Genomic DNA, 19,646 nt, shown 5'->3' on the forward strand with positions numbered 1-19,646 from the left:
CTCATGCAAGGATTAGCGAGACCCTGGAAATCGAAGGTATTCAGTCTACAGATCAGTAGCAACAAACTTTACAAAAATAGGCAAAATTTTAAAAGGAAATAAGGAGGGGAAAGTATTTCATTCGTCGAAATATATAATAACTTTAACAAGGAAGGAAGATGGAAGTGAAAGAAAGTAAAAGAATAAATGCAGAGGATTTATATGAATTAAAATCTGTGGTGGATCCACAAGTTAATGGAATAGGGCAAGAATGTTTATATGTACTCACTTCCATTTGTAAAGAAACCGATAAGTATTATTCTAATATTTTTCATAAGAATTTAAATACACTTGAAACCTCTCAATGGACATTTGGGAAGGATCGAAACCATTCTCCAAGATGGTCACCAAATGGAGAACAAGTTGTCTTTATTTCTAATCGTTCTGGGAAAAATCAATTATTTTTATTAAGTAAAAAAGGGGGAGAAGCAAAGCAGCTTACTTATTTAGTGAATGGAGTAAGTAATCCAGTCTGGTCTCCCGATGGCAAAGAAATAGCTTTTCAAAGTAATTTCAAAACAGGTGAAACCGTAGCAGACAAAGAGTCTAAAAAGGAAGACAAAGAGGACAACCTTACTGCCTTAGAGGTAACTAACATGAAGTACAAATCAGATGGCAAAGGCTTTTGGGATGGAAGTTATGATCATATTGCGGTGATCGATATCGAAAGTGGTAATATGGAGCAACTTACGACTGGAGACAATAATTATTACTTGCAAAGCTGGTCACCAGATGGACAATATATAGCTATTAGTGCAGATCAAAATAAAGAGAAGGATTTTAGTTTTATCTCTGATATTTATTTATATAACAGAAAAGAGAAAAACTGGAAGAGGATTACGGAAAGCAATGGGAATTATGGGAAAGTAACATGGACGCCTGATAGTAAAAGAATAGGATTAATCGGAAGCGACAGAGAGTATGAGAATGCTACTCTATCAAAACTATGGGTATATGATTTAGAATCTGATTTTCTACAATGCTTGACTCCAGAGTGGGATGTTAATGTTGGCGATTATGCAATCGGTGATTTTCAACAGGGAGTAGTAACACCTGGAATGCTGTGGGGAGAGGATAATGAAAGCTTTACTTTCTTAGCATCCGATCATGGAAATACAGTTGTTTATTTTGGAAATATTTCTGGAGCAATCTATCCATCTCTCATTGATAATCAGCATGTATACGGCTTATCCACTGGAGGAAGTTTAAAAAAGGCGGTTGTAGCTATTAGTACACCTACACATCCAGGAGATTTATATACTCTAGATTTAGAGACAGGAGAGATTCAGCAAATTACAGAGGTGAATAAAGAATTTGCTGAATCGCATGCTTTTTCCGAAGCTGAACCGCTACAATTTGCGTCTCGAGATGGCTGGGAGCTTCATGGTTGGTTAATGAAGCCACAAGGTTTTAAAGAGGGAGAAAAATATCCATTAGTATTAGAGATTCATGGAGGGCCGCATGCCATGTATGCTAATTCTTATTTTCATGAATTTCAAACACTAGCTTCCAATGGCTTTGCTGTATTATTTATTAATCCGAGAGGAAGCCATGGCTATGGACAGCAATTTGTAGACGCTGTCCGCGGCGATTATGGTGGGAAGGATTATGAGGATATTATGGATGCTGTAGACTATTGCTTAGAGACATTTAATTTTATTGATTCTTCACGTTTAGGTGTTACAGGCGGTAGTTATGGCGGCTTTATGACTAACTGGATTGTGGGACATACCGATCGTTTTAAGGCTGCAGTCACACAGCGATCCATTTCTAATTGGATAAGTTTTTATGGGGTTAGTGATATTGGCTATTATTTTGCTGATTGGCAAATTAAAGCAGATTTAAATGATATCGAAACACTGTGGAAGCATTCTCCCTTAACCTATGTAAAGAATATTAAAACTCCATTGCTTATTTTGCATGGAGAAAAGGATTATCGCTGTCCAATTGAACAAGCAGAGCAATTGTTTATTGCATTAAAGATACAGAAGAAGGAAACAAAATTTGTTCGTTTTCCAGAATCAAATCATGAACTTTCCAGAAGTGGAAAACCTGCCCTTAGAATAGAGAGACTGAACTATATTAACAATTGGTTTTTGGAATACGTATAATGAATCAATAATCGAAGGTGCCATTTGGTGCCTTCTTTTTATAGGAGGAGAGGTTGTTATTTTAGATCATTATATACATCAACAGCCTTTCTAAAAATAACGAAGAATGAGTAGATGAATAGACAAAAAAAGTACAGTGTTACCCTGCAATGTAATTTTAAGCAAGAAAAAAATGTCTAATGGAACTTTTTTTGATATGATAGTAAAAAGAAAGTTTATGATTAAGTAATTAAGGGGTTAGATAATAAGTAGGATTTTACATAGAAAAGAAGGTCTATATTTTTGTGCAAAGGTTACAATTGATAATAATACATGCTTAAAAACGATTATGAATATGGAAAGGATTAAATGAAATGGGGAGAACGGAATATAGAAAAGGAAAGAAAAGAAGGAGATTACGAAAAGGAAGAGTCTTCTTTCTATTCCTCATTCTATTTATATTATTTGCAGGGATATATAGTATTTTTCAATTTAAACAAGGAGAAAAGCAATCATTAGGTAAACTTGGTGTGGATGAGGTTAAATATGAATTTAATGGGGAAGAGGATATTAACGGAGGAACGAATATTCTTTTACTAGGAAGTGACCAGCGTAAAGGAGAAACACAATCTCGCACAGACACGATAATGATTGCCCAATATCATCCAGATAAAGGTACATATAAAATCATTTCCTTAATGAGAGATATGTATGTAGAGATACCAGGATATGGACAAGGTAGGATTAATACAGCTTATACAATTGATGGTCCTGAACTACTTAGACAAACAATCAAACAAAATTTTGATATAGATTTGCAATATTATGCCATTATTAATTTTGAAGGATTTGAAGCAGTTATTGATGAAGCCTTCCCGAATGGCGTAGAAATCGATGTAGAAAAACAAATGTCAAAAAATATTGGTGTTACGTTAGAGCCAGGAGTACAGCATTTAAATGGAAAGCAGTTATTAGGATATGTTCGTTTCCGCCATGATGCAGAATCTGACTTTGGAAGAGTAGCGAGACAGCAAAAAACGTTACAAGCAATCGCTGATCAAGTTTCTGCAGTCCAGACATTTGCTAAGCTACCAAAACTTGCAGGGGTAATTATGCCTTATATAAATACGAGCATGGACACGGGAGATATGCTGTTTATCGGAAAAGATTTATTAACTTCAAAAAATCACGAGGTAGAATCATTACGAGTTCCTGTAGATGGAAGCTTCCAGGATATGAAAGTGAACGGAGCCGCTGTCTTATTGATTGATTTAGAAGCGAATAAAGCAGCAATAAAAGAATTTTTAGCTCAATAATTCGGATTTTTTTTAACATATTCTTTATATTTAGATAGTAATAGATGAATTAAAATGGAATAGTCAGGTAGAGTTATCCCACTCTTAACGGACAGTAAAACTCCCGCCTCGAACTGATGAGAATATGAGGAAGATCAACTGTCCGTAAAGGTTCGAATGGTTCAACTAACCATCAGTGGGGGAGGAAGGAAAACCCCCACTGATGGAAGTTTCACTTTATTTTGTTCATTGAAATGCTATAAGTAAATTGTTTAGTTAGAAGAGGAAAGGTACAAGGAATCCTTACGTTTTTTAATGGGATTCATTGAAACGAACTTAATTAAAAGAATACACATACGAAAAGATGCGTAAGTTATACAAGGGGTTTTGTGCTCATGGATATCAACTTAATTAAAGAATGGTTTACGCTTGAAAAAATAATGGATTTAATAGATAGTTATCGTTCATTTGGACCGTTGCCAGGTGTCTTATTGCCAATGATAGAAGCGTTTATCCCTTTTTTGCCGCTTTTTGTTTTTATTATGGCTAATGTAAATGCATTTGGATTTTGGCTGGGATTTCTATATTCATGGGCTGGAACAATTTTAGGAGCATTGCTTGTATTTTCGATTATAAGAAGATATGGAAAAAAAAGATTACTAAGGTTTTTAAGTAATCACAAAAAGGTGCAGAAACCAATGATTTGGATTGAAAAGCATGGATTTGGTCCCTTGTTTTTGCTTCTATGTTTTCCGTTTACACCTTCTGCCCTTGTAAATATAGTCGCTGGTTTGTCGAGAATAAGTACGAGCCAATATGTTCTCGCAGTAATTGCAGGAAAGCTAGTTATGATTAGTACAATTAGCTTTATCGGTTATGATTTGAAGTCAATGATTACTCAGCCGTTACGTACGATTCCTGTCGTAATTGCGATCTTTATTCTTTGGGTTATTGGAAAAAGGATCGAGATAAAAATGAATAGTGCAGGTATAGATGAGAAAGAGAGAAGCCATTAGAAAATATGGTCTGTAAATTTTGTTTGGAGGAGATAGAGGTTGAAAGAAGCAATAAAGAAAGAAAGCATAGAATGGTTAAAGGCATTTGCGATCGGGATTATCATCTTTGTTATAATTCGTGCTTTTTTCTTCTCCAATTATGTAGTGGAAGGTGAATCGATGATGCCAACATTACAGGACGGAAATAAATTAGTTGTTAATAAAGTTGGTTATAAAATGACTGATTTTAATCACTTTGATATTATTGTTTTTCATGCTAACGAAAATGATGATTATGTGAAACGAGTAATTGGCATCCCTGGAGATAAAGTAGAATATAGAGATGACCATCTATTTATAAATGGGAAAAAGTATGAGGAGCCTTTTCTAGATGATTACCGGAAACAAGTATCTACCGGAAGATTAACTGGGAATTTTACGTTGGAAGAGATCACGGGAGAGGTTACGGTGCCAAAAGGAAAATTATTTGTATTAGGGGACAATCGTTTAGGAAGCTGGGATAGTCGACATTTTGGTTTTATTCCGATTGATCAAGTAGTTGGAAAGGTAAGTTTGCGTTATTGGCCATTTAATGAAATACAATTTTCCTTTTAGTTTTGCTGGATTAAATGAGAACTCAAAATTGGGTTCTTTTTTTTCGTTACTTATAGGAAGAGAAAAAATATCCAGTATCACTTTTCTATGGAAACATGTGTTTCTATGATATGATGTTATTTACATATAAAATATTATTGAGATAAAGAAAAAGGGGGGAGCATTGGATGAGTGTTCGTTTATTACTAGGTCGATCTGGTACCGGAAAAACAAGGTTTTGTATAGAAGAAATCCAAGCGAAACTTGCCGAAAATCCGGAAGGCAATCCCATTATTTACATCGTTCCAGATCAGATGACCTTTTTATCCGATCAGCGTTTACTATCTGGTTCCGAGGTGCAAGGAATGTTTCGGGCGCAAGTATACAGTTTTACCCGTCTTGCATGGAGAGTATTGCAAGAAACAGGCGGAATCAGTCGCTACCATATAAATAGCATGGGCGTAAGTATGCTAATTCGAAAAATTATTGAAGAGAATAAGAATGAACTAACCCTTTTCAAAAAGGTTGCCGATAAAAACGGATTTATTGATCAAGTAGAACAATTGGTCACAGAATTTAGAAGATACACGGTTACTCCAGACGAACTATTATCGACGAAAGAGCAGTTGGGGGAAACAAAAGAATCTACAAAAGCATTAATGGATAAAATAAGTGATCTTGAATTAATATATGAAAAATTCGAAGCAAGAATTGTTGGGAAATATATCGATGGAGAGGATTATTTCCGTTTGCTTGCAGAAAAGATTAGCGAATCTTCTTATTTACAAAATGCAGAAATTTATATTGATGGTTTTTACAGTTTTACCCCACAAGAATATTTAATCATTCAACAGTTAATGCATATATGTGAACGAGTGACAATCACAAATACATTAGAACCGTTATCTTCCCAAATGGATGATTTAAGTTTGTTTCGTATGACGACTGAATCTTTCCAAACAGTCCAGACGATGGCAAAGCAATTAGGAGTGGAAGTCGAACTTGTAAAGTTCAAAGAATCAAAAAAGAATAGCCATCCATCGTTAGCATATATAGAAAGTCATTTTGACAGTAGACCAGCAAAAGCTTATAAAGAAGAAACAACAATCACATTTGCTGAAAGTATTAATCCTCGAGCAGAAATAGAAGGAATCGCACGTGAAATAATCAAGCTTGTTAGAAATAAGAATTACCGCTATCGAGAGATCAGTCTGCTTTCTCGTAATTTGTCTACATATCAGAATATTATGGAGACTGTTTTTAGAGATTATCATATTCCTTTCTTTATTGATCAAAAAAGTAGAATGCATGATCATCCTTTAGTGGAGTTAATTCGATCATCTTTGGAAATTTTTGAAACAAATTGGCGCTATGAGCCCGTCTTTCGGTCGATAAAGACAGAATTACTATTTCCTCTTCATGAACGCAAAAATAATATTAGGGAAAAAGTAGACAGGCTTGAAAATTATTGCCTTGCCTATGGAATAAAGGGAAGCAGGTGGACTTCAAAAGAACGCTGGAAGTATAGAAGAATCAAAGGGCTAGAATTTGATCAAGGTGTTCAGACAGACGCAGAAAAGGAATTCGAGCAAGAATTAAATGAGTTGCGCCTCTCTTTAACTGCGCCGTTAATTCGGCTTCAAAATCGTTTGAAAAGAGGGAAAACAGGTAGAGCAAAATGTGAAGCATTATATTTATTTTTAGAAGAACTTGAAGTACCAGTGAAAATGGAACACTGGAAGAATGAACTAGAGGAAAAAGGAGAGTTAGTAAAGGCTGGAGAACATGATCAAGCTTGGAATAGTATAGTATTTTTACTAGATCAATTTGTCGAGATACTAGGGGAAGAGGAGTTTTCAATAAAGCAATTTGCAACTGTTATTGGTGCAGGCTTGGATACATTAAAATTTTCCCTAGTCCCTCCAGCATTGGATCAAGTATTGATCGCTGATTTAGAACAATCGCGTTTAAATGATATAAAAGTTGCGTTTGTCATTGGTCTAAATGAGGGTGTTTTTCCATCAAGATTCCAGGATGAGGGCATACTTGCGGATAGTGATAGAGAAGCATTACAACAAAAAGGCATGAAGCTTGCTCCTACTAGTAAAACAAGACTGTTAGATGAGGAGTTTCTTGCCTACAAAGCATTTACAACGCCATCCGATCATCTTTACTTAACTTACCCGCTGGCAAATGATGAAGGAAAATCTATTTTGCCATCTACTTATATCAAAAGAATGCAAGATTTATTTCCTAAAGCGACAACCATCTATTATATGTCAGATCCAAAAGAACTGTCAGAAGAAGGACAGTTAGATTATGTAGTTCATTTTCAAACAACCTTATCTTACTTAACAGGGCAGCTTTATTTAAAGAAAAGAGAGTATCCAATTTATGATTTTTGGTGGGATGTTTACAATGAATATATCGGACATCCAAACTGGAAGGAACCAGCCAAAAAAGTATTTTCTAGTTTAACCTATCAAAATAAAACGGAGCAATTATCGGAGCAAACAAGCAGCGAGTTATATGGGGAAACTATTTCAGCCAGTGTTTCAAGAATGGAATTATTTCACGCGTGTCCATTTTCACATTTTGCAACCCATGGATTAAAGCTTCGAGAACGGCAAGTATATCGCTTAGAAGCACCTGCTATAGGGGATTTATTTCATGCTGCTTTAAAATATATTGCAGAAACGGTTATGCATAAAGAGTTAATGTGGTCTAGCTTAACGAGGGAGCAGTGTGAAAGATTAGCAAGAGATGCGGTAGATATGTTAGCACCGAAATTGCAAAATGAGATACTACTTAGCACTAATAGACATCATTATATAAAAAGAAAGCTAGAGCAAATTATTAGCAGAGCTTCACTTATTTTGAGCGAGCATGCCAAACATAGCGGATTCGCACCAATCGATTTAGAGCTTGAATTTGGACCACAAGGTAAGCTGCCGTCTATTTCTTTTCCGTTGAAAAATGGCACAAATATGAATTTAATTGGCAGAATCGATCGTGTTGATAAAGCAGTTGTTGGTGATGAAGTATATTTACGAGTAATTGACTATAAATCAAGCGGCCAAGAATTGAATATGAACGAAGTATATTATGGTTTATCCTTACAGATGCTTACTTATTTAGATTTAATCATTACAAATAGCACGATTTTAGTAGATAAGGAAGCGAGTCCAGCTGGAGTACTATATTTTCATGTTCACAATCCGATGATTTCAAGTAAGAAAATATTAACGCTAGAAGAAATTGAAGAAGAGCTATTAAAGAAATTTAAAATGAATGGACTAATGCTTGGAGAAGAACGAGTCATTCAATTAATGGATGAAACGTTGGAAAAAGGGAATTCTCCGATTGTACCAGCTGGCTTTAAAACAGATGGAACTCTTACAAAAGCGTCTAAAGTAGCCACTAGAGATGACTTTAATGAAATGCAAAAATTCGTTCGTCACAAATATAGGGATTCAGGAAATAAGATTATTAGTGGCGAAGTAGGAATTGAGCCATATCGATTAAATGATAAGAAGCCTTGTACTTTCTGTTCCTTTAAGTCTGTTTGTCAATTTGATGAAGCGCTGGAAACAAATCAATATAGACAATTGCCAGCCTATTCAAAGGAAGAGGTGCTGCAATTAATCAGAGAGGAGGCTAATACAAGTGAAAGAGATTAAGATACCGGACAAACCAGCAGATGTTACCTGGACAGACGATCAATGGAAAGCGATTATGTCTAGCGGGCAGGACATTTTAGTTGCTGCAGCAGCTGGTTCTGGTAAAACAGCTGTATTAGTAGAAAGAATGATTCGAAAAATAGTATCTGATCAGCCTATAAATGTCGATGAATTGCTTGTAGTTACGTTTACGAATGCATCAGCAGCGGAAATGAAGCACCGGATTGGCGAGGTATTGGAAAAGGAAATTAACGCAAATCCAACGTCGCAGCATTTAAAAAGACAATTGGCGCTTTTAAATAAAGCTCATATTTCTACAATTCATTCTTTTTGTTTAGAAGTCATTCGAAAATATTATTATGTCATTGATTTGGATCCAGGCTTTCGAATTGCCGATGAAACAGAAGCGCAATTGTTAAGAGATGAATGTTTAGAAGATCTTTTTGAAGAAGAATATGGAAAAGAAAACAATGTTGCATTTTTTGATCTAGTAGATGCATTTACGAACGATCGTAGTGACGATGCTCTCCAACGTATGATTCAAGAAATCTATGATTTTTCTCGTGCTAATCCATTCCCGTCTGCTTATTTACAGTCTTTAATCAAGATGTATGCTATCGGTGAAGATACGGACATTATGGAATTACCATTTATGCAGCATTTAATCGATGATGTGGAGCTACAACTAGAAGGAGTAAGAAAGCTGCTTGAGTATGGCTATGAATTGACACAGCTTCCAGGAGGACCTGCTCCGCGTGCTAGTAATTTCTTGGATGATTTAGAAATAGTGTCTATCCTAGAAAAGGCAATGGCTCATTCTTGGGGAACATTATATGAGGCAATGCAGTCCTTAAAGTTTTCTCGAGCAAAGCCATGTAAAGGAGACGAGTATGATCCCGCGCTAATAGAAGAAGGACAAAGAATCAGAGATCGCGCGAAAAAAATATTGCAAGAATTGCAAAGTGATCTATTTACAAGAAAGCCGCAAAGCTTTTTAAAAGATATGGCGGAGATGAAGCCACATGTGGAGACACTTGTTTATCTTGTGGCAGCGTTTGGGGAAAGATTTCAACAAGTAAAAATGGATAAAGGATTAGTGGACTTTGCCGATTTGGAACATTATTGTCTAGCAATCTTAAGTCAGATTGGAGAAAACACTACAGCACTTATCCCATCAGAAGCAGCATTATTTTATCGAAATCAGTTTAAAGAAGTTCTTATAGATGAGTATCAGGATGTCAATCTAGTTCAGGAATCGATTCTAAAGCTAGTAACAAAGGATATTGAGTCTGAAGGAAATCTCTTTATGGTTGGGGACGTAAAACAGAGTATTTATCGATTTCGATTGGCAGAACCGAACTTGTTTTTAGCCAAATATCTTCGTTTTCAAGAGCGCGAGGATGCTGGTTTTAAAATTGATTTAGCGAAAAACTTTCGAAGTAGAAAAGAAGTATTAGAAGGAACCAATTTTCTCTTTAAGCAAATTATGGGAGTGAAAGTAGGCGAAATTGAGTACGACGAAAGTGCAGAGTTAAAGCTAGGTGCAAGTTATCCAGAAGAAACTCCTTACCCAATTGAAGTTGCTTTAGTAAATCAAAGCACGGAAATTAGTGATGACAGTGAAAGTGAAGGAGAGACAACGGGACTTGATGCAGCAGAGCTTGAACAATCACAACTGGAAGCAAGGGTCATCGCCGAAAAAGTAAAAGAATTATTTGAAACAAACCAAGAGGTATATGATGCAAAGCAAAAAGCATATCGACCAATTCGCTATAAGGATATGGTTATCCTATTAAGATCCATGACATGGGCTCCACAAATTATGGAAGAATTAAAGCAATATAACATACCGACCTATGCTAATTTAACGACCGGCTATTTTGAATCAACAGAAGTGGATATTATGATGTCCTTATTAAAGGTTATTGATAATCCATATCAAGATATTCCGCTTGCTTCGGTTCTTCGCTCCCCAATTGTTGGTTTATCGGAAGAGGAGTTAAGCAGGCTGCGAATTGCGAAAAAGCAAGGAGCGTTTTATGAATCCATTCAGGCATTTATTCATTCGAGCAGTCAGAAAGAAGAGGTTCTGTATGAAAAAATAAGACCGTTTTTTGATCGACTTGCTGACTGGCGCTCGGAAGCAAGAAGAGGCTCATTATCGGAGTTGATTTGGAAGTTATATCGAGAAACATACTTTTATGATTTTGTTGGTGGATTACCAGCAGGAAATCAACGTCAGGCAAATTTGCGTGCACTTTATGATAGAGCACGTCAATATGAAGAGACATCATTTCGTGGCTTATTCCGCTTCCTTCGATTTGTGGAGCGAATGAGAGATCGAGGAAATGATTTAGGAGCAGCAAGAGCCTTAACGGAACAAGAAGATGTTATTCGGATCATGACAATCCATAGTAGTAAAGGTTTAGAATTCCCATTTGTTTTTATAGCAGGGATGGGACGTAATTTCAATACAATGGATTTAAGAAAGAATTTTTTATTAGATAAAGATTTAGGCTTCGCTACAAAATATATCGATGCAAAAAAACGAATATCTTATCCATCTCTTCCGCAAATTGCTTTTGCAAAAAAGAAAAAAATGGAGCTACTTGCAGAAGAAATGCGGGTCTTGTATGTTGCTTTAACTCGAGCGAAGGAAAAACTTATTTTAATAGGTGCTGTAAAGGATATAGAAAAAGCAAAACAGAAATGGGCGCAAATAGCGGGACATTCCAATTGGCTTTTAAATGAATTTGATCGTGCCCAAGCGAAGTCTTATTTAGATTGGATTGGTCCTGCATTAGTTAGACATCGTGACAATACATGGATTCATTTAGAAAGCTGGAGTGAAAAAGAAGCAATCTCTGTTCACCCATCTAATTGGGAAGTAAGGATTCTTCAAAAAGAAGAGCTTTTGAGTCGATCAGTGGAAGAAGAAAATAAAGAAAATGAATGGTTGGAAAAGGTAACAGAAGGAAAAAGAATGGAGAGTACTTCTACCTATAAAGAAGCAATCAAAGAAACATTTGCATGGTCATACGCTTCTAAAGAAAGCACTTCTCATCGATCGAAGCAGTCGGTATCTGAATTGAAGCGCCAAGGAGAATTACGTGATGTTCAAAGTGGGATAGAACTTGCAAAAGCGTGGAAGCAAACGGTTTGGAATCGCCCTAAATTTATGCAGGAAAAAAAATTAAGCCCAGCAGAAATCGGAACCGCTATGCATATGGTTATGCAGCATATAGTGATAAAAGAAGAAGTAACAGAAGCTAGTCTGAATCATTTAGTAGAGGATATGGTCAAAAAGGAATTATTAACGATCGACCAAGCGGAAGTTATTGATATTTCCTCTATTCTATCCTTTTTCCAATCTCCTTTAGGAAAAAGAATGCAACAGGCACCAAAGCTTGTACGAGAAATCCCGTTTAATATTGCCTATCCAGCGAGTCGAGTATATGCAGACTGGAAAGGAGGCGAGGAGCCGGTTCTCGTGCAAGGGATAATAGATGTATTCTTTGAGGATGAATTAGGTACAGTATTGCTTGATTATAAAACAGACACGATATCTGCTCGATATAAGGGTGGATATGAAGAAGCTAAACCAATATTGGAATCACGCTATAAAGTCCAAATAGAGCTTTATACAGAAGCATTAGAAAAAATCTTAAAACGAAAAATTGAAGAGAAATACTTATTCTTCTTTGATGGTGCTCATGTGCTTAAGCTATAAATGTTTTTAAAAACTAACCTAAAAAGACAGCCAGACTAATAGTGGAGATCACTGAAAAAGTTTTTTTCGTGCGAAATGAAGAGCAAGTATATTTGAAAGTGAAAATAAGGTTGGTTTGGAGAGGCGTCCGCTCGACTCCTATGGGAGCTGCGAGAAAGTCCGAGACCCCGCAGGAACGTAGTGACGAGGAGGATTGGCGCTCGCCCCATGGAAAGCGAGCGGACGCCTCGGAAAACAAATCCATCATCTTATGTTTAAAAAGTGGCTATTGCCCATCATCATTAACTAGCCAGTTTTTCAGTGCCCTCCTAATAGTGCGGGATGCTTTTTTAGATTAAAGAAAAATGTTTTCCTAAAGAACATTCTTATCAATTATTGTCAGCTATTGGTTGATCCACACCGCTGCCATTTGTATAATTGCTGGAATTGATTGCATTATTGGTGATAACAAACGCACCGTTATTACCGGTACCTGAGCCTATCGTTGCTTTTGAATTGTCCTTAGGCGAGATAAATAAGGAATCTCCGAATTGAACAATTCCTGCTCCTGTGTTAACAATTTGAATCGGACCTATTATAGCAGGCATGATTCTTTCCTCCCTAAAAAAATTAATGATTCTATGCTTAGTTATTTGCAACAACTGGTTGATCAATTAAACTAGTGTCTACATAGTTACTAGCGTTCAATCCGTTATTTGTAATAATAAATGCTCCAGTATTGGAGGTACCTGAGCCTAAAGTTGCCTTGGAATTCCCTTTAGGAGAAATAAACAACGAATCTCCAAATTGAACAATTCCTTCCCCCACGTTAACAATTTGTACTGGTCCTACGATTGCAGGCATTTTTTAACCTCCTTGTTTCGTATCTTTATCCCACCCTTAACGGACTGTAAGACTCCCCCCTCAAGCTTATGAGAATACGAGGGAGAAAGGTGGAGATCAACTGTCCGTAAAGGTCCAATTGGTTCAACTAACCATCAGTGGGGGATGAAGGAAAACCTCCACTGATGGAAGTTTCACTTTATCATGTTGATACTTCATATTTAGCCAGTATGAACGAAACAGTAAAACCATATTTTAATAGCATTGCAGGTTTGGCTGAAAAACTGGATATATTGGCTGATAAAGCGATTGATTTGGCTGAAATCATTAAGCTTTTGGCTGATATTTAGAAGTTTAACCGAAATAGCCCTATTGGTTCCATGCATAATCGCCCTAAATGGAAAGAATATAGATTGAGATTACACTTTTATTGTTCCTGCTCTGGCCCCACCCCTGAAAAAGGCGATCCCATAATATCTGTACCGGTAACAGAAACGGGACTTTCAGAGGTTGGGATACCTAATTGGCTAGGTTCATTTAATTGAATCAAATTATCCCCAACTTCTGTTGCTATCGATTGCTCGATTTGGCGAATATGCTTAATTCTTGCTTCTGTATACATATGACGACAATTTCCTATTTGTAATAAGGAAGAAGAGGATATACCTGTAATATCTATATGATGAACTTTAATAATGGGTTTCACATTTTCAAAATGACATTCTACATTTTCGATAATCGGTATTAAAGGGATAGGTTCCTTAAAGACATCATACTCTTCGTAAACACCTTCTGTTCCATAAAAGAGTTCCTGTTGTCTTTGAACAGCTAAAGCTCGTGAAAAAGCTTGATGATAAGTAGCGTCCCCAATTTCCACAATCGAAGAAAAGGATACTGTCCTGACCTTCACTGAATCGACAACAGATGTACGCTGTAACATAATTAAATTTTCGGATGCAGTGGAACAAAGGGACCGATTATTAGTGATTCAGCTGGTGTATCAAATGTAGAAGCTAATTGGATTGTTTGGGCATCGCCAACAAGGCAAATAGAGGAACTTGCAACCCCAATAATATTGATATTTCCTACTTGAAGCTCTCGGTTGTATACTTGAAAATTCATTCATTTCCACTTCCCTTCATATTATCTGGTATATGGCTTAGGAATAGGTGAACCCCGTTTTCCATTTCCTCCTTTAAAGCTTGGATAATTGCTTCGTTCGATAAATTGTTTCCATTTTGTTTGCGATTGGCACCTTGTTGTAAATAATATTGAATTCTTGTTGGCAATTGTTTGTTGATGTCATCTTGAATAAAAGTGACATAAGATTCTTCTTCTGGCATATTTAGTTCTGTTTGTTTTTTTCGAATGATGTCAGGCAGTTCTAGTTGAATAAATTGATTCATTTCCTCTTCTATATCCATGGATCGGTTCATCATTTGCTTTGGATCGATGGGCGGATAGAAAGGGGCATGCGGCTGATTAATTGGTGAATTTTGATTAATCGCAAGCTCTTCAATATTGCTTAGATCTTCTGGATTAAGACCGATATTTAGTGTTCCTTCTAATGTTTCCACTTTTAATTGATCAAAGCTGTAGTCAATTCGATCAATATGAACAGTAGGTTTTTCTTTTATAGTTGTTAGATCAATGGTTAAGGCAGCAACTTGCTTTTCTAAATCTTTTATCCTTTTTTCAAGCAACTGTAAATAATTACGCATTTTTTCACTGTATTGGTAGAAATCATAAGACAATTCTATCCCCCTTTCCTTATTGCAAATCTTTCCTATTTTCGAGGAGCTTGCAAGGGAACTGCAGGTGAGAAAACCGTTTCTTCATCTGCAATGTTTAATCCAGGCTGATCTGGCTTAAGTTCGGGAGCTGATTCGGTGAATCCGCCTGTATTGTATAAATAAGAGGCAGGTTTAATGATACCGGCGCTACCTATTTGTAATACAGAGGAGTTTGAGATACCTCCGATTTTAATCGTGTTAATGACTATGGATTGTTGGATAAAATAATTCATTTACACATCACCCTTTAGTCTACTTACGCATTTCCTGCAATTGGTTGATCCAGACCGTCGTTATCATACGTATTAGTAGAACTACGATAGTTAGTAACTTTTAATCCATCACCTGTATTAAAAGAGCCAGATCCAGAAAAAGTCTTCGCATTAGAGATAGGCATCATTTTATAAACATCGCCAATATTAAAAATAGAGCTACCCCCAACAGATATGACTTGAGCTACTCCAACGATTGCTGGCATATTCAACATCCTTTATACAATATTCTTATACATACTATGGAACACAACAGAATAGGTGATACATTTACCTAGATAGATAAATTCTTCTCCTAATTAACTTATTCTTATGAATGGTTGTACTATGACTAGAAATCTGTCCATAAGCAAGCGGAAAATAATTGTGTTAGGTAGTTAATTATCTTGATGAGTTTAAGCAAGTCTTTTTTCTATTTGGAAAAAGCATTTAGAAAGTTTATAATTTTCTTAAATGATTTTAGTCATAAAAATGGGGGGAAGAGAAATGAAGTTTGCGACAATTTCTTTAGAAGAGAAAATTTTGGTAGGAATAGTGGATGAAAATGGAATAGTGCCATTGAATGATGCGGAAGAAAAGCGTACAGGCAGACGCCCCTATGCAGAAGACTTAGTTACATGTATGGAACAAGAAGACTTTTTAAATAATGTAAGAAGTTTAATTCATTGGATAGAAGAACAAAATGATCAAGCTAATTTTTATATTCCAATGGAAAAAGTGAAGTTCTTAGCCCCTATCCCGAGACCGAGAAAAAATATCTTTTGCGTTGGGAAAAACTATGTAGAACATGCAATAGAAATGGGAAGTAAAGAAGATATTCCTAAGCACGTAATGGTCTTTACAAAAGCTCCGACAACGGTTATTGGACATCTGAATGATGTTCTAGAACATAAAGAAGTAACCGAACAGCTTGATTATGAAGGTGAACTTGCAGTTGTTATTGGGAAAAGAGGAAAGGGGATTGAGAAGGAGAAGGCATTGGATTACATATTTGGCTATACTATCTTAAATGATATTACAGCAAGAGATTTGCAGAAGAAACATAAGCAATTTTTCATTGGAAAAAGCTTGGACACGAGTGCTCCGATGGGGCCATGGATTGTGACAAGTGATAGTATAACAGATCCCAATTCATTAAATATTACTACAACGGTAAATGGAGAAGTTAGACAGCAATCTAATACTACGCATTTTATTTTCCCAATCGAAGAGGTTATCAGTGTATTGTCTAAAGGAATGACGTTAGAGCCAGGGGATATTATTGCAACAGGGACACCTGCTGGAGTAGGGAAAGGATTTAATCCGCCTCGGTTCTTAAAGGCAGGAGATACCATTGAAATATCGGTTGAAGGGATTGGCACTCTTATAAATAAAGTAGCAAGAGATAAGTAAAGAGTAGAAAATAGAGGAAATGAAGCGATATATGTTAAAATAATGGAGAAAAGGAGGGGGAATATATATGAGTTCAACAGATGCTCATGTACTGACGTGGATTATTGGGCTAGTTCTATTTGCCTTATCATTCGGTTTACATAAAGCTGGAAAAGAAAAGGGAAGTAAAATCCTACATATGGTGTTACGGGTTGTATACATTCTTATTATTGGTTCTGGGATTGGCTTAATCGCAAAAACAGGGATGGATTTCATGCATACGATAAAGATGCTTGTAGGTATTTGGGTTATTGGCATGCTTGAAATGGTACTTATTCGCACAAAAAAAGGGGAAAATACAAAAACACTATGGATTTTATTGGTAGTTTCCTTTATTCTCGTATTAGTGATTGGATATAGTATTTAATAGAAACAACGAGAGGGCTTGTAGAAGAGATATCTTTTACAAGGGGCTGGGACAAAACTAGATAGCCAATCTGTAAAGACGAACAATCTCTAATTTATCTCTTAAATAAAGGTTCCTTTTATACAATGGTTATTTATGTTTTTAAATATAGTCAAGTGTAAAAACTAATTCGTTCCATTGCGCTACAGACACACGATTCGCCGGGGAGCAACCTAAGCCTCCTCGGCTAAAGCCTGTGGGGTCTAAAGATTGCTCTACTTCCCGCAGGAGTCGAGTGTCTTCCGCTCCATTCCACTCTGTTTTTAAAGGCAATTCCCTAAAAATTATTGTTTTTTAGAAAAAAAATGAATTAGTAGGAAATATGGAGCAGCCTGAATACACGTAGACTCCTATGGGAGCTGCGAGAAAGTCCGAGACCCTGCAGGCCAGAGGCCGAAGCGGCTCGGCGCTCGCCCCATGGAAAGCGAAGTGTATTCAGGCTGCGGATATTAACACTAACTGTACTGAAACAGCCTTTTATAAAACTAATAAAACCCGAACAATCATTTAGGATTATTTGATAGTTGTTCGGGTTTGTCTATGGCTGGAATACTTATGTCCCAGCCTCCATTTTTTAAAGAAGTGATGCGAATAATATTAATTACTCAGGATTGCCGGTAATGAGCAATAAACTCTACGAAAACATCCTATAAAAAAGAGATGCTGTTAGAAAGGGGAACTAATGAAGGTCTTTACGATAAAAACAGGAATTCTGTTTTTCTTATGTTTAGGTGCGTTATATCAAGCATATAACACAGATGCTTGGCATTTTGTCATGCTATTATTTCTTTTATCTATTATTCTGGCATTCTATTTTCTTGTACCTGTGTTTACAAGAAAAAGCATTCCGTTTCTTTCCATCATCGTTATTCTAGAATTAATCCAGTTTGCAGTCGGAAAAGAATTATATGCGTATCTCTTGCTTTTTCTCTTTTATTTTATGATAGAAATGAGTTCAAACACATCAAGCGATTTCTTTCGAATGGTTGTAATCCTGTTTTTATTGATGAGCCTAGCTATTGGCATTATATTATTTTCCTATCCTACTATGATCTGGATAAGTTTCTTCTTGCTAATTTCGTATCTACTTGTACGTTTAAATGAACTGGACGAAGATTATCAACAAATCAGGGAGACATACGAATCTTTATTAAGTGATTATCGTATACAAAAAAGACAATCTTATTACAATGAGCATGCTGCAAGAGTGGAGGAGAGAAATCTTATTGCCAGAGAAATGCATGATTCTGTCGGTCATCAGCTGACAGCCTTAATGATGCAAATTGAACAATATTGGATTAAAGAGAAGAAAGAGCAATATCTCCTTTTGAAAAATATGACAGAGGAATGCTTAGAAGAAACGAGAAAAGCGGTTCGGCTTTTACAAGTTGAAGAACTTGGAGGAATTGCTTCCATTATTGCTCTTGTTAAAAAATTGGAAAGTGAAAACAATATTCATGTTCACTTTACAACGAAACAAGGAGTACTTCAAGTCAATCTGAGTAATAAGCAAAGTGCAGTTCTATATCGTTGTATCCAGGAAGGAATAACAAATGCGATGAAATATGGGAGTTCAAGGGCAGTATATATTACGCTAGGTGTTTCACCAATTGGCAGCTTAACGTTTGAAATTAGAAACCCTTATATACATAAACATCCTTTTCATTACGGATTTGGGTTAGAAAACATGAAAAAAAGAATGGAAGAAGGACATGGCAAATTAGAGATTCTTCAATTGGATGGAGAATTTATTTTACAAGGAAATATTCCTGTTGGGGAGGAATGTAGAGATGATTCGCGTGTTAATTGCTGAGGATCAAGCGATTGTCAGAAATGGTTTAAAGATGATTATCGAACAAGATGAAGAAATCCAAGTTGTTGCTGAAGCGGGAAACGGAAAAGAAGTATTGTCTTTATTAGAGCGTACAATTGTCGACATTGTCCTTTTGGATATTCGAATGCCAATTATGGATGGAATGCAGACAACAAAAGAAATTCATCAGCAATTTCCGCATATAAAAATACTGATCCTTACGACTTTTAATGATGAAGAATATGCAATACAAGCATTTCAAGAGGGTGCTAATGGCTTTCTGCTAAAGACGACAGATAGTGTTACGCTAGTAAATAGTATAAAAAGCTGTTTAATAGGTGGTATGGCGATACATGATCAAGTTGCAGCTAAATTAATGCCTAAGCTCTTAAAGAGAGAGAGCCATTACGACAATTCTTTGAATCAGATGGTTGCACTAACAAAACGTGAAATCGAAATCGTAAAAAAAGTTGGTCAAGGAAAAACAAATAAAGAAATCTCCAGTGAATTATTATTATCAGTTGGAACGATAAAAAATCATATCACCCAAATTTTAGCTAAATTAGAATTAAGAGATAGAACTCAATTAGCCATATATGCAGTGCGGAATGATTATATATAAATCCCAGAGCGGAATAGAACATGAAGTAATTTCTTTGTTGGGTAAATCTAGTATCTAGTAGTGC

At 36.1% G+C, this 19,646-nt stretch carries 18 protein-coding genes; 11 read left to right on the forward strand and 7 right to left on the reverse strand.

The features are described 5' to 3' along the window. The first annotated feature begins 158 nt into the window (after window positions 1-158). From NKG37_RS13090 to addA, 6 genes are all read left to right on the forward strand, one after another. Window positions 159-2,150, forward strand: coding sequence for a S9 family peptidase (locus NKG37_RS13090; protein ID WP_016202018.1), 1,992 nt, complete (start codon window positions 159-161; stop codon window positions 2,148-2,150). Between the two features lie 353 nt (window positions 2,151-2,503). Continuing rightward, window positions 2,504-3,445, forward strand: coding sequence for an LCP family protein (locus tag NKG37_RS13095; RefSeq protein ID WP_169188088.1), 942 nt, complete (start codon window positions 2,504-2,506; stop codon window positions 3,443-3,445). Window positions 3,446-3,819: 374 nt separating this feature from the next. Next, complete coding sequence (locus tag NKG37_RS13100) at window positions 3,820-4,440, forward strand: TVP38/TMEM64 family protein (RefSeq protein WP_016202020.1); 621 nt, start codon at window positions 3,820-3,822, stop codon at window positions 4,438-4,440. Between the two features lie 39 nt (window positions 4,441-4,479). Continuing rightward, window positions 4,480-5,034: a signal peptidase I gene (gene lepB, locus NKG37_RS13105; protein WP_016202021.1), complete on the forward strand. Its 555-nt coding sequence runs from the start codon at window positions 4,480-4,482 to the stop codon at window positions 5,032-5,034. 167 nt (window positions 5,035-5,201) lie between these two features. Further along, window positions 5,202-8,693: a helicase-exonuclease AddAB subunit AddB gene (gene addB, locus NKG37_RS13110; RefSeq protein ID WP_254414785.1), complete on the forward strand. Its 3,492-nt coding sequence runs from the start codon at window positions 5,202-5,204 to the stop codon at window positions 8,691-8,693. After that, the gene (gene addA / locus NKG37_RS13115) at window positions 8,680-12,423 is read left to right on the forward strand and encodes a helicase-exonuclease AddAB subunit AddA (RefSeq protein WP_169188089.1); all 3,744 of its coding nucleotides are present in this window, start codon (window positions 8,680-8,682) and stop codon (window positions 12,421-12,423) included. The genes addB and addA overlap by 14 nt, the downstream gene beginning before the upstream one ends. 368 nt (window positions 12,424-12,791) lie before the next feature. Here addA and NKG37_RS13120 read toward each other — a convergent pair whose 3' ends face one another. Beyond that, the gene (locus tag NKG37_RS13120) at window positions 12,792-13,010 is read right to left on the reverse strand and encodes a spore germination protein (RefSeq protein ID WP_016202024.1); all 219 of its coding nucleotides are present in this window, start codon (window positions 13,008-13,010) and stop codon (window positions 12,792-12,794) included. 37 nt (window positions 13,011-13,047) lie between these two features. Then, window positions 13,048-13,266, reverse strand: coding sequence for a spore germination protein (locus tag NKG37_RS13125; RefSeq protein ID WP_016202025.1), 219 nt, complete (start codon window positions 13,264-13,266; stop codon window positions 13,048-13,050). 137 nt (window positions 13,267-13,403) lie between these two features. Between NKG37_RS13125 and NKG37_RS13130 the strand changes: the two genes are divergently transcribed. Next, window positions 13,404-13,595, forward strand: coding sequence for a hypothetical protein (locus NKG37_RS13130; RefSeq protein ID WP_169188090.1), 192 nt, complete (start codon window positions 13,404-13,406; stop codon window positions 13,593-13,595). 77 nt (window positions 13,596-13,672) lie between these two features. On the opposite strand, the gene NKG37_RS13135 is transcribed toward NKG37_RS13130, so the two are convergent. The 5 genes from NKG37_RS13135 to NKG37_RS13155 are packed head-to-tail and all read right to left on the reverse strand — an operon-like array spanning window position 13,673 to window position 15,516. Then, on the reverse strand, window positions 13,673-14,185 hold the full coding sequence (locus tag NKG37_RS13135; RefSeq protein ID WP_169188091.1) for a spore germination protein GerPE: 513 nt from the start codon (window positions 14,183-14,185) through the stop codon (window positions 13,673-13,675). A 2-nt stretch (window positions 14,186-14,187) separates the two neighbouring features. Further along, window positions 14,188-14,367: a hypothetical protein gene (locus NKG37_RS13140; protein WP_016202027.1), complete on the reverse strand. Its 180-nt coding sequence runs from the start codon at window positions 14,365-14,367 to the stop codon at window positions 14,188-14,190. After that, a complete protein-coding gene (gene gerPC, locus NKG37_RS13145; protein WP_016202028.1) occupies window positions 14,364-14,999 on the reverse strand; it encodes a spore germination protein GerPC in 636 nt (211 codons plus the stop codon). The genes NKG37_RS13140 and gerPC overlap by 4 nt, the downstream gene beginning before the upstream one ends. A gap of 32 nt (window positions 15,000-15,031) precedes the next feature. Then, entirely contained in the window at window positions 15,032-15,271 is a 240-nt protein-coding gene (locus NKG37_RS13150; protein ID WP_016202029.1) for a spore germination protein GerPB, read from the reverse strand. A 23-nt stretch (window positions 15,272-15,294) separates the two neighbouring features. After that, the gene (locus NKG37_RS13155; RefSeq protein WP_016202030.1) at window positions 15,295-15,516 is read right to left on the reverse strand and encodes a spore germination protein; all 222 of its coding nucleotides are present in this window, start codon (window positions 15,514-15,516) and stop codon (window positions 15,295-15,297) included. Between the two features lie 280 nt (window positions 15,517-15,796). On the opposite strand from NKG37_RS13155, the gene NKG37_RS13160 reads away from it, so the two are divergent. The 4 genes from NKG37_RS13160 (at window position 15,797) to NKG37_RS13175 (ending at window position 19,582) form a co-directional block, all read left to right on the forward strand. Next, the gene (locus tag NKG37_RS13160) at window positions 15,797-16,702 is read left to right on the forward strand and encodes a fumarylacetoacetate hydrolase family protein (RefSeq protein WP_169188092.1); all 906 of its coding nucleotides are present in this window, start codon (window positions 15,797-15,799) and stop codon (window positions 16,700-16,702) included. Window positions 16,703-16,769: 67 nt separating this feature from the next. After that, the gene (locus NKG37_RS13165) at window positions 16,770-17,108 is read left to right on the forward strand and encodes a DUF1516 family protein (RefSeq protein ID WP_016202032.1); all 339 of its coding nucleotides are present in this window, start codon (window positions 16,770-16,772) and stop codon (window positions 17,106-17,108) included. A 721-nt stretch (window positions 17,109-17,829) separates the two neighbouring features. Beyond that, complete coding sequence (locus NKG37_RS13170; protein ID WP_254414786.1) at window positions 17,830-18,960, forward strand: sensor histidine kinase; 1,131 nt, start codon at window positions 17,830-17,832, stop codon at window positions 18,958-18,960. Then, the gene (locus NKG37_RS13175; RefSeq protein WP_169188094.1) at window positions 18,938-19,582 is read left to right on the forward strand and encodes a response regulator transcription factor; all 645 of its coding nucleotides are present in this window, start codon (window positions 18,938-18,940) and stop codon (window positions 19,580-19,582) included. The genes NKG37_RS13170 and NKG37_RS13175 overlap by 23 nt, the downstream gene beginning before the upstream one ends. Window positions 19,583-19,646: the final 64 nt, after the last annotated feature.

Source organism: Niallia sp. RD1, from assembly GCF_024219955.1.
In the GTDB taxonomy this organism is placed as follows: Bacteria; Bacillota; Bacilli; order Bacillales; family Cytobacillaceae; genus Niallia; species Niallia alba.